Below are 12,224 nucleotides of genomic sequence, written 5' to 3' on the forward strand. Positions count from 1 at the left end.
ATACAAGCTGGCATTCATGAAGAAATGAATGCTGATCAATTTGTTCAAGAATCTTATTTAGAGGAGCCATTTATCTACTGGCAAAATACGAAGTTACAAACTTCGCCAAATCTTAATACTCATCAGGATGCCAATCTTTTTACCCAAAACTTTTCTCGCCTATTTGAAGTGAATAATAAGCGAGGTACTATCAAATTCAAAGAGAACCCCTTCCACCTATCCCAAAGCGTAGAAGGCTATGAGAAAAATTATGAATATCCCCAAAACATAGTTATATTCAAACAACTACCCATATACTCTAAAATCATATTTTCTAATAGTAAAATCCAAAATTTAGATGAAAGTCCAAGAATCCTAACAAAACAAGAATTTGCAAATGTTGCAATTCAACCCCAAACGATGAAAAAACCATTAAACCCTTTTCCTTTATTAAAGATATTTGATTCTACAATTGAAATTATCGAAGGAATTATCTGCCGGTGCGGTAATAGCATTGATCTAAAAACAAATCCTATTAAGCATTGTCCTGCCTGCGGTTGCTCTAAAAGAGAATTCTTTGAACAAACGATGTCAGATTGGTTTACAATTTTTAGTTCAACGATAACAAATAAAGAGTGCAGGGAATTCTTAGGGATTGAGAATAAGGTTTATATTTCAAAACTATTTAGTCATATGAATTTGACAACTGAAGGAACAACATGGAATAGGGTGTATCACTATGACTATCAAAAGCCACTATTCAAATGAAATTTCCTTGAAAATAAAAAAGCCAGCTTTATAGCTGGCTTTTTAATCGTTATTTTGATTTTTTTACTTCTAATAGAAATTCCGGTATTTTCAACATTCGTTTGAAACGCGTTGGTTGAGTGATCAACCGGTAGAACCATTCAAGATTTAATTTAATGAAAAATTCAGGAGCTCGTTCAACTGTACCGGATAAGACATCAAGGCTACCGCCAATTCCCATCATGACAGCGTTTGCAAACTTATCGCGATGTTTTGCAATCCATTCTTCTTGTGATGGAGCGCCAGTAGCCACAAAAATAAAATTAGGTTGAAGATCCTCAATTTTCTTAGCAACTTCATCACCATCGCCATCTCCACCATAACCATCAGCTACACCTACAATGTTTATATGAGGATATAAAGATTTCGCATTCTCAGCAGCACGTTCAGCTATTCCAGGCTTTCCACCATAAAAGAAGAAACGGTTATAGTTTTTGTTTGCCGTTCTCAGAAAATCATGGACTAACTCATATCCAGGAATACGCTCCTTCAATGGCGTACCTAGTATTTTAGATCCAATGACAACCCCAATCCCATCTGCAACTACATAATTTGAGTTCAATAAACACTCTTCATACGTCTTATTTTCCTTTGCTAACATAATAATTTCAGGGTTCGCCGTCACAATACAAATCGGCTTTGTGCGTTCCTGCATCTCATCTATCACATGATCCACAAACTCAGCCTTCGTAGTATCGACTACCGGAATCCCCAGTATCTCAATCTTCTTCATAATCGTACCTTTCCACATACTCTGAAATAATATCTTCTATTATATACCACAAAATCATAACTTCAAATGAAGAACCAAAACTTAAAAAAACTAAACAATCAGAAAAAAATATAAGGTTAAAAACAATTTACCAATAGGACGAATAGACATGCAAAAAGATTCAAGAAAATTATTATAATTAAACTTATGCGATGTATAAAGAAGCAAACCCGTGAAAAACCAATTTTCGTGTGTGCAAGATTTCTATTAAATAATTTCGTTGGCAGCGGAAAATTGTGCACCCCCCTCCCATCACTCAAACACCATAAAAATCCCTCTCAAATCTATAAACTTTTTCTAGTTTTCCACGCATATTTTCTCGAAAATAGGGTAGAACATAAAAGGAGAATTTTTCTAAATAATAATCAAAATTTCTCACTCTATTTTAATGAAAATGTGCTATTATAGTCTTTGTGAAAATTGAATAGAGTGATGAGTTTAATGGTCATTTTGAAACTTAAGGTACGATTCATCCGTCTATATATAATAAAGAATTTTTAGAATAGGAAGTGGATGTGAAGTGACGAATAATCGACGGTATAAACCAAAGAAAGCATCCATCAAAAGAATTGCTGTTTCCATTATTTTGGTATTAGCAGTGGTATTGGGTGCATATTTGCTCCTAGCGAAAAATGATTCAGCAGCAAATGATCAAGATAATATTAAAGTTCAAACGATCCATAAGGCAACGAAGGAAGAGCCTACTGAAAAGAAAAAGGCCCCGGTGGAACAGAAGAAGGAAACGGCGGTAGCGGTCACGACGCATAAAGAGGGGACCGTTACAAAGAGTATTCAACCAACGACTGAGGATACTACGACAAAGGATAAAACAGATGTCATCATGCCGAAAAATGATACATCTGCCATTATTGCCAATGCCAAAACGCAAGTATATACCGTATATACTGATCTTCAACAAGGTTCAGGCTTCTTGTTCAATAAAAAAGGGGATATCATTACAAATGCTCATGTAGCAAAAGATGCCTCTTATGTATTTGTAACAAATGAACATGGTCAAGAATTTGAGGGACAAGTCATTGGGATTTCTAAAAAAACGGATGTTGCATTAATTCGAGTTCCTGATTTAGCAGGTAAGGATCCATTAGTATTAGATACAGCCCCAGCAAAAGTGGACACACCTGTTATTGCAATTGGTAGTCCGAATAATAAAGGCGGTACTTCAACAGAGGGGAAAATCACAAGCGTTGGCGCTGATTTTACGGATGAATACGATTATACTGGTTTATATGAAATGACTGCACGCCTACACTCAGGTTCAAGTGGTGGTCCACTCATCAACGCCCAAACTGGTAATGTTATCGGTATTAACTCAATTATACTTACTGACCAACCTGAAATTGGATATGCAATACCAATAAGTAAGGTCATGTCACTGATTACAAATTGGTCAAACAAAGATGTTAAAATTAACTTAGATGATAACCAAGATTTTTCTGATAATCATAAAGAAGAAGCGTATTTGGGTAAAAGCCTGATTAAAGATTACGTAGATGGCTTTTATGAATTATTCCCATACGCCATTAAAAACAAAGCGCAAAACTACTATGAAACATATATTTTACCAGGTAGTAGTGCCATCAATACCGCTAAAAAAATGGTTGATGGTTATTCAACAGAAGAAAAGAAATACAAGAACTTACAACATACAATCGGTAAAATAAACATATACGATGAATACGCAACAGCAGAGGTCAATTCAACCTTTGTATACACAGATAAAGCAACGAAGGAAGAACATAAACTAAATGAATCAATCATTTATACAATCGTGATTGATGATTATGGTGATTATCAATTTAAAAACATTGAAATCACAAGCTCATCTGATGATAGCCAACAAGCAAACACAGATACTCAAAATCAAGAAACAAAAGACCCTGCCCAAACAACAACTGAAGAGAACTCAAACACTACCACGGATGAGGCTACAACAGTTAAAAAAAATAGCGTAAATAATAAAGATGTTCAAGACAGTCAAGATACAACGAACAAGCAAGATACAACAAATAGTGAGGATTCATCTTCAACAAATAATCCATAACTTAAACAACCTCAGGCCTAATTGCCTGAGGTTGTTTTTTAGTGATGATTAACTGGCCAATGTTCGACTGAAGAGAAGGAGGGAAAGGGGAGCGGAGTAAAGAAACACTAAACAAATTTCTCTTCTTCTATGACATTTGTTTATGTAAGAGGCTCTTTTGAGAGGAATCACTCCATATTGAATTGCTCATGAAATGGAAGAAATAAAAAACCCTAAGCAAGAATTTTTTCTTACTTAGGGCCATACATTCGACGAAAAGTTGAGAATATTATTTATTTATCTTACTGTGCCGTAGCTGTGTACGTAATATTTCCAGTAAGTGCTCATTGTTTGGTATTGAACACGATTGCCTGCTGCGTGTACTAACATGCCGTTACCAGCGTAGATTGCAACGTGAGTGATTGCGCCACCACCAACGTTGAAGAATACTAAATCCCCAGGTTGTGGATTGTTTGTGTATTTAACAGCTGCGCGTTGTGCACGGCTTGTACGTGGTAAAGAGATACCGTGTTTAGCGTAAACGTAGCGAGTAAAACCGCTGCAGTCAAAACCAGCAGGAGTAGTACCACCATATACATAAGGAACGCCAAGATATTGTTTACCAGTGCTTACGATATCGCTTAATACAGTGCTTTCTGATGTTTTCTTAACTGCTGATCCTTTTTTAAGGTAGGCAGCTGACATCCAGCCTGTTTTACCTTTGACAGTAACTTTTAACCAAGTTTTGCTTCCAACAACTTTTTTGTATTTTGCAGAGACTGTTGTGTTTTTGCTGATATAAGCTAATGCTTTAGAGCTTGTAGAATAACTTGAACGTAAAGTTAGTGAACTAGCAGTAACGTGATATTTTCCGCTAATAGCTGTTGCTTGAGAATTAGCTACCATAGTGATTTCGTTATGATTTGATACTTTTGTTGTTGTTTCTCCATTTTCTGCGGCTTTTGCTTGTCCAAAACCAATTGTTAGTGCTAATGCACCAGATGCGATTGCTGTAAATAATGCTTTCGTATTCATCCTATTCCTCCAACTATTCTAGTGAATGTTTTATATGTATTGTTTTTTCGATAATATTCTTGTGTTGTTGTTTACGTTGTTCTTACATTTATAACTTTATAAAAAATCTGATAATAGAACAACCGCATTTCGTTTACAGATATATTACAGTTGTGTAACAAAGGCAGATTTTAGTATTTTCATAGGGGAAAAAGGGGGAATTTGTTGAATTTTATATGTATTTGTCGTTTGAGTCATAAAAAAGTTTAAAATATAAGAGACGATTTTTCCGTTTATAAGCGAAACAATAAATTAATTACTAATAATTTATAGAAATGAAGTGGAATTAGCTTCGCTTTCCTGCGGGCGAGCGGTAAGTCTCCTCACTTCGTTGCGGGGCCTCACCTGTCTCGCTTTTCCCGCGGGAGTCTACGCTAATTCCACTTCAACCTTTTAGGAGTACTAATCTCCTCCAATAGCATATTTAAATATATAAATTTTACAACTTTATACAAGCTTCTCCTTTTTACGACATGCTCTTAAAAGAGATTATATACGCCAGATAATTAGCTTGGTTTTTTCTATTTAATTAAAAATTAAAGTAACAAAATAAAAGACCGTATCATTTTTCCTGATACGGTCTCTAGTAAATATCAATATTAGTAATCTAAATCATAGAATCGTTTATAACTATCAAAATGGCTTTTCCAATAAGAGTCGTTTACTGATGAGACTTGGACATAGTCTCCTCCGGCGTGAACGAATTGGCCGTTTCCTATATAGATTCCTAAATGTGAAATGCCTTGTTTGTATGTGTTTTTAAAGAATACTAGATCTCCTACTTTAGGTGTTGAAACGTAGTAGGATCGTGCCTCGTAATCAGCAGCGCTTGTACGAGTTATGTTATTGTATCCTGCTTGTTTGTAAACATAATAGATAAAACCGCTGCAATCAAAGCCGCTTTTTGAAGAACCACCCCATACATATGGAATGCCTTTTAGAGATAGGGCTATTGACACAGCATTTTTCACTGCGTTAGAAGATGGTTGTGCACTTTGTGTTGGGTTTGAAACAGATGTTGTATTTTCTAATTGTTGTTGACTTGTGCTGGCAGAGTTTTTGACTGATAAAACTTGACCAACACGAATAATATCAGATGTTAACCCATTCCAAGATTTTAACTGTGTAATCGTAATGCCGTAGTGATTCGCAATGATTGATAATGTTTCACCAGCACTAACAGTATGCTTTGTCGCGTTAATCGAAGGTGTTTTTGATGGTGCATTAGTTGTTGTGCTAGGCTTTTGTGACGTACTAGAATTAGCGCTTGAACTGACTCCAGGAATCTTCAACGTTTGTCCAACATAGATTGTAGTGCCTTTTAGGTTATTGCTTTTTTGAATGGCTGAAATTGTTACATTAAATGATGAGGCAATTTTCCCTAAATAGTCACCTGATTTTACTTTATAGGAAACAGTTTTAGTAGAGGTATTACTAGTTGTACTTACTTTACTTGTAGATTCTGTCTTGGCATTTGATATACTAGCAACTTCAACAACTGCTGCACCCGGGATTTTCAAGGTTTGACCAACGTAAATTAGATCATTTTTAAGATTATTTGCTTGCATAAGAGCTGAAAGAGAAATATGATGTTGTGCTGCAATCTTCGCTACATAATCACCTGATTTTACTTTATAGGTCGTTGTCGTTTTTGAAGTAGTAGAAGATGTTTTTGAAGCTGTGGTATTACTTACTTTTGTAATTGGCTGTCCATTTGTTTTTAAAGCTTGTCCTACATAAATCATATCTCCGTTCAGGTTGTTTAGCTTTTTGAGTTGGGCAACGGTCGTATGATATTTTTGTGCGATTACATATAATGAATCCCCACTTTTAACCTTATATGTATTGGAGCTAGCTTCGGCATTATGTGTGTTAACGACAAACGCTGCCGTCCCAATGGCTAAAAAAGAATATATAGCTTTCTTCACAAAAATCACTCCTTTTTTGTTGGATAAAATCGTAGAGATGTCGTTATATCCATTTTAGAGAAAAATAGAAACTAAAACAATGTACTTATAAAAAAGGGTAAAATTGATAGATTAGTAATCAAATAAATTCGGTTATTAAATCGAAAATACATGTATTAAGGACTATGAAGAAGGGATTAAGAGTAAAATCTCGTTAATTTTTCTATGAAAATAACAAGCATTTAGATAAAAAAGAGCACAGTTTCTATTAAAAAATTGTGCTCTTTTATAATAAATTTATAATTTGAATGCTCGAATTGATTGATTAAGGGATTCAGCCATTTGACTTAATTCCTCAGTAGATGCAGTAATTTCTTCTATTATTGCATATTGTTCTTCAGAAAGACTAGCAATATGTTGTGTTTTGTCTGTGGTTTCTTGTGAAATCATGTTAATGTTCTCAAGTGAAGCAGCTGTTTCTTGAGAGGCCGCTGCTATTTCTTCTGCTACATTTGAAACTGCATGAATTTCAGTTGAAAGTGATAAAGACGTTTCATAGATTTCTTTGAATGCTTGATCGGTAGATTGAATACTTTCATATCCTAATTGTGCCTTATCGTGGACAATCTCCATTTGTTCCACCGTTTGCTTCATACTTTTTTGGATGTTTTCAGTAGTTTGGCGTATTTCATTTGCAGATTGAGCCGATTCTTCAGCAAGTTTTCGTACCTCATCTGCAACGACAGCGAAACCTTTTCCGTGTTCACCAGCTCTTGCAGCTTCGATGGCCGCATTTAATGCTAGTAAATTCGTTTGGTTTGATATATCCGTAATCGTACTTACCATAATATTAATTTGATCCGTACTACTAGCTAAATTTAAAAGAGAGTGTTGCGTTTCTTCAATTGATTGTTGAATTTCTTTTAAGTAATCTACAGAAGCTTTTAAATTGTTTCCTCCAGTTACAGTCTTATCGGTTGCTACGGCTGCAGATTGTGCAGCTGAAACAGCAGATGCTGCAACTGTCTGAATCTCGCTAGCTACAAGATTCATTGATTGCGTACCATTTGATACATATTGCATCTGAGTGCTCGCATCAAGTGAAAGTTGGTCAATTGCTTCACTTACTTGCTTTGTGGCTTCATTTGTTTGGTCAGTGCTTGCATTTAGCTCTTCTGAAGATGCAGCTAAATGCTCACTTGTTTGTGATACGGTTTTAATCATCTGTTTTAAATTGCTGTACATATGATTAAACGCAGTAGCTAGTTGTCCTATTTCATCTTTCGAACGATTTTGCAATAAATCTAATGTCAGATTTCCATTCGCTATTTCAGAAGCGAAATTAGTCATAGCATATAATGGACGTATTTTGCGATTTAATAGAATAAGAATAAAAATAAAATAAATAAGGACAAGGGCAGATGTAATAGCCGTCACAATCACACTTAATTTTACTTGTGAATTAGCGTATTGGACTTGCGCTTCTGTCCATTGCGAAAGCTTATTATTAAATGAACTTATGGTATTACTTACATTATCTTTGAGCAAACTATATTGTGAGCCATAAAGTAAATCTTTTGCTTTTGCAGTTTCCTCAGCCTTGACATGGTCAATTGCTTGTTCTTCAATCGGTTTTAAATGAGTAGATTGTTGAATGGCGTATTCAGCAAGTGCCAATGTTTCGTCAGGTAACTGGTCGCTTTTAAGTTGCTTGATAGTTTTATCGACATCAATCGATTCTTTATCTTCTCTTTGATAAGCTTGCAAAAATCGGTCGGATCCAGATTCTATATATGTACGAACGTTAGAAGATTTTGTTTCGACATTTTTCAATAAATTCACTGCAATTTGACCGTCACGTTGATCAATTTTCAAAGCTCTGGATTGATCGTTTAAGCTTTTTACTAAATAGCCAATACTCAAGCCGTTGAATAAAAGCAACACAATGGCTACGAGACTTGCGTATTTTAACATACTACTTATTTTCAAATTCCCACTCCTTACTGCTATGTAAAATTGTTCACTTATTTTGTGATATGTAGTACTTAACTATTATTCAATTATCATACTTATTGCCGTGACTTTCAATAGGGTATTAAACTATTTTACTAGGATTAAAGTAATGTGTGAGGATAAAATTGTTTAAACAGAGCAAAGAACCACTATCTAGGGGGGATAGCGGTTCTTTGCAGAGCTGAGGAGGTTAATTGTGCCAATTTGCAAAGAGATTTTATTTCAAATATAGAAATAAGCGATTTTATAAAAAAGGTTTCAATCATGTTTGGCTCAGAAGTTAAATAATTGAACTTCTGTATTTAAAGCATTCCCCAAAAATGGTGTTTTGAAACAACTTTAAATACTGATTATACTGATGATTTTGGACTTTCTGTAAAGCATTTGTAGTCATATTTACGTTTAAGATAAATAATAGTAAAATGGACTTCTATAAGCCGTAAAATAGTCACAAATTCAGGTTGAAGGGATGGAGGAATTGTTTTGTCAGTTCAAAATATTATTCGTAATCTAATAGTAGAAACACCGTCAAAACCAGGTAATTTTGCAAAAGTTGCAAAAGCAATAGGTGATCATGGTGGTGATATTGGTGATATTCAAACAATAAAAGTTGGGACATTGTCAACGATACGTGATGTTACCTGTACTTGTGAAAACTTAGCTCAATTAGATGAGATTGTGAGTGCAATTAATGCACTTGATTATATATCGGTTCATGCTGTTTCTGATGATGTGATGAAAGCACATGAAGGCGGAAAAATACATATGACTAGAAAGGTTGATGTGCGTTCCTTAAGTGATTTACGTCGTATTTATACACCTGGAGTAGCAAGTGTTTGTCAAGAAATTCAAGCGTCTCCAGAGAAGGCACATTATTTTACTAGCATTGGAAATACCGTTGCTATTGTGACAGATGGTACAGCAATCCTTGGGCTAGGGAATATTGGTCCAGTTGCTGGGATGCCTGTAATGGAAGGAAAAGCCGTATTATTTGACCAATTTGCAGATATTAGCGGAATACCTATTCTGTTAGATACAAGTGATCCGGATGAAGTAGTTGAAACAGTAAAACATATTGCATCAGGTTTTGGTGGAATCTTATTAGAAGACATCGGATCACCCCATTGTTTCGAAATCGAAGAACGTTTGAAAAGTGAATTACAAATCCCAGTCATGCACGACGATCAACATGGTACAGCAGTTGTAACCTTAGCTGCGGTTCTATCTGCTAGTCAATATGCAGATGTGAACTTAAAAGAAGCTGTTGTCGGTCAAATTGGACTTGGTGCAGCTGGACTTGCAATTAGTCGAATGTTATTAGAATACGGAGTAAAAGAGGTATGTGGTACAGACTTACAAGAAAGTTCACTTATTAGACTTCGCAACTTCGGTGGTGTTGTATTAAACTCTGTCGAAGAAATTATGGAACGCTGTGATATTGTCATTGCGACTACAGGTGTAAAAGATTTGATTAAACCAGAAATGGTAAGAAAAGGCCAAATCATCTTAGCATTATCCAATCCATATCCAGAAATTACGCCTGAAGATGCACTGAGAGCTGGAGCAGCCTACGCAGCAGACGGCCGCCTCGTAAACAATGTTCTCGGTTTCCCAGGTATTTTCCGAGGCGCCTTAAACGCTAACGCCAAAGCTATCACATACTCAATGCTCCTAGCCGCAGCTAATGCTATTGTAGAAGCAACCCACAACGGTGACCTAGTACCGCATCCACTTGATCCAAACGTCCACAAATTTGTTGCAAAAGCAGTTGAACGTATCGCACTCAAAGAAATGAGCTAATGGAAACAATATAATATAGTAGAAACTCATGAGAGAAGATCGCTTTGGCGGTCTTTTTTTTTGGGGTTTTTGGGGTGAGAGGGAGTGCACCTGGGACTTAAAAAGTGAAATATGCAAATACAAATTGAAAAAGCGCAAGTAAACTGTTTGAAAATGCAAGTATATCCCGGTAAAAAGCAAATATCGCTTGAGAAAATGCAAGTTAAAAAAAGACTCATCTTGCACGCGGCAAGGTATAGAGTACTAACAAAGAGAGGAGCCGCGAATAAGAAGAGTAGGTGGCCGTGGAGACTTGAAATGTTAAAAATGCAAATACTATTTAAAAATGTGCAAGTAAACTATTTGAAAGTGCAAGTATAACCCGGTAAAAGGCAAGATTTACTTGAGAAAATGCAAGTAAGAATGATAAAGAATAAAAAAACTCACAAAATTAAATTTTACACCTATTAAATTTTCCTAGAATCCCATCGTTACACAATCTTGCAAAATCAAAACTCAATTTCACTATTTAAAATGCCTCTAATTTTTAATTTTGCTATTTTGCAAAATTCATTAGTTCACTTTATACTGTGAAATCATAATAAAAATTGGAGGTAACTAATTGATAAAAAAGCCATATTCTTCAACGCATTATCTGGATGCATTAGGCAATTTAGCGAAACGACTAACTTTATCAAATCACAAAAGGGAAATGGTAGAAAATGAATATAATCGAATCAAGGCAGGGGATATAGGAGAAAAGTTTGTAATGCAAGCGCTAGAACAATTACATCTGCAGTATGACTTCTATGTATTCCATAATCTTTCTTTATTCATCGAAACAAAAATACAAATAGACATTTTAATAGTAACTAAATATTATTTAATTATTTTTGAAGTAAAAAATATCAAGGGAGCCATTGAATTCAGACAAAATCCGAGCCAACTTATTCGAACTTTACCAAATGATGAAATAAATTCGTTTAATAGTCCAGAAACCCAATTAGAAGAATATATTTATCAGCTAAAAACTTTTGTATTAAATCAAGGGATTAATATTCCAATCTATGGTGCAATCGTTTTCCCTTTCTCAACAAGCTTTATTAAGACTACTTCATCAAAAACTACTATTTTACTAAAAAGTGAAATAAAGCCCTTCTTACGTAAGATTCCAATAAAAAAAGAATATTTATCTGCTAGAGAAGTTGAACAACTAACAGCATATTTATTAACCAAAAACAATGACTACAATATATATCCTTTACTAACTCGTTATAATATCGCACGTGAACAAATTTTAAATGGAGTAATTTGCACAAATTGCGGAGAACTAGGAATGAAGAGAAGTGGACACTTTTGGTTTTGCCCAAAGTGTAAAATCAAGAGTAAAACTGCACATGAACCTGCCATTTATGATTATTTAAAAATAGTAAATAACACAATAACGAATGCGGAATGTCGAGAGTTTCTAAATTTAAGAGATATCTATCAATCCAGTCGAATATTAAGGAATATGAATTTAGAAAAGTTAGGTAATTATAGAGGTGCAAAATATAGGATTCCGAGGAAGCGTTAATTTGGGAGTATTTTATGTGAATCAAAGAAGAGTTGGTACCGAGAAAGGAGTTATCTAATGACATATAAGTTCAAAAACGCAAATACAATTCAAAAAATCGCAATTAAGGTATCTAAATTGGCAAGTAAACCCCTAAAAAATACAAATCGCCAATTTGAAAATACAAATAAACAAAATGCTCTGCTTGCACGGGGCTCAGAAAATCTGATTCCGAAAGATTGATCCACGTGAAATAAGAGTAATTATAATAAATCTATTAAAAGTATAAAAATCCCC

Annotated in this window: 9 protein-coding genes; 5 read left to right on the forward strand and 4 right to left on the reverse strand. The window is 34.8% G+C overall.

The window, feature by feature from the left end:
- The first annotated feature begins 24 nt into the window (after positions 1 to 24).
- The gene (locus ACWV26_RS03070; protein ID WP_455896909.1) at positions 25 to 747 is read left to right on the forward strand and encodes a hypothetical protein; all 723 of its coding nucleotides are present in this window, start codon (positions 25 to 27) and stop codon (positions 745 to 747) included.
- Positions 748 to 796: 49 nt separating this feature from the next.
- Here the strand turns inward: ACWV26_RS03070 and ACWV26_RS03075 are convergent, their stop codons facing one another.
- The gene (locus tag ACWV26_RS03075; RefSeq protein WP_455896910.1) at positions 797 to 1,519 is read right to left on the reverse strand and encodes a WecB/TagA/CpsF family glycosyltransferase; all 723 of its coding nucleotides are present in this window, start codon (positions 1,517 to 1,519) and stop codon (positions 797 to 799) included.
- A gap of 559 nt (positions 1,520 to 2,078) precedes the next feature.
- Between ACWV26_RS03075 and ACWV26_RS03080 the strand changes: the two genes are divergently transcribed.
- Entirely contained in the window at positions 2,079 to 3,620 is a 1,542-nt protein-coding gene (locus ACWV26_RS03080) for a S1C family serine protease (protein WP_455896911.1), read from the forward strand.
- Between the two features lie 276 nt (positions 3,621 to 3,896).
- On the opposite strand, the gene ACWV26_RS03085 is transcribed toward ACWV26_RS03080, so the two are convergent.
- The 3 genes from ACWV26_RS03085 to ACWV26_RS03095 all read right to left on the reverse strand — a co-directional run bounded on the left by ACWV26_RS03085 (position 3,897) and on the right by ACWV26_RS03095 (position 8,569).
- On the reverse strand, positions 3,897 to 4,634 hold the full coding sequence (locus ACWV26_RS03085) for a C40 family peptidase (RefSeq protein WP_455896912.1): 738 nt from the start codon (positions 4,632 to 4,634) through the stop codon (positions 3,897 to 3,899).
- A 638-nt stretch (positions 4,635 to 5,272) separates the two neighbouring features.
- On the reverse strand, positions 5,273 to 6,601 hold the full coding sequence (locus ACWV26_RS03090; RefSeq protein ID WP_455896913.1) for a LysM peptidoglycan-binding domain-containing protein: 1,329 nt from the start codon (positions 6,599 to 6,601) through the stop codon (positions 5,273 to 5,275).
- 276 nt (positions 6,602 to 6,877) lie between these two features.
- Complete coding sequence (locus tag ACWV26_RS03095) at positions 6,878 to 8,569, reverse strand: methyl-accepting chemotaxis protein (protein WP_455896914.1); 1,692 nt, start codon at positions 8,567 to 8,569, stop codon at positions 6,878 to 6,880.
- A 507-nt stretch (positions 8,570 to 9,076) separates the two neighbouring features.
- Here ACWV26_RS03095 and ACWV26_RS03100 point away from each other — a divergent pair.
- The 3 genes from ACWV26_RS03100 (at position 9,077) to ACWV26_RS03110 (ending at position 12,170) form a co-directional block, all read left to right on the forward strand.
- Entirely contained in the window at positions 9,077 to 10,393 is a 1,317-nt protein-coding gene (locus ACWV26_RS03100) for a malic enzyme-like NAD(P)-binding protein (protein WP_455896915.1), read from the forward strand.
- Positions 10,394 to 10,994: 601 nt separating this feature from the next.
- Entirely contained in the window at positions 10,995 to 11,948 is a 954-nt protein-coding gene (locus ACWV26_RS03105; protein ID WP_455896916.1) for a nuclease-related domain-containing protein, read from the forward strand.
- 57 nt (positions 11,949 to 12,005) lie between these two features.
- On the forward strand, positions 12,006 to 12,170 hold the full coding sequence (locus ACWV26_RS03110) for a hypothetical protein (RefSeq protein WP_455896917.1): 165 nt from the start codon (positions 12,006 to 12,008) through the stop codon (positions 12,168 to 12,170).
- Positions 12,171 to 12,224 lie beyond the last annotated feature (54 nt).

The sequence above is a fragment of the Rummeliibacillus sp. JY-2-4R genome, from assembly GCF_053847205.1.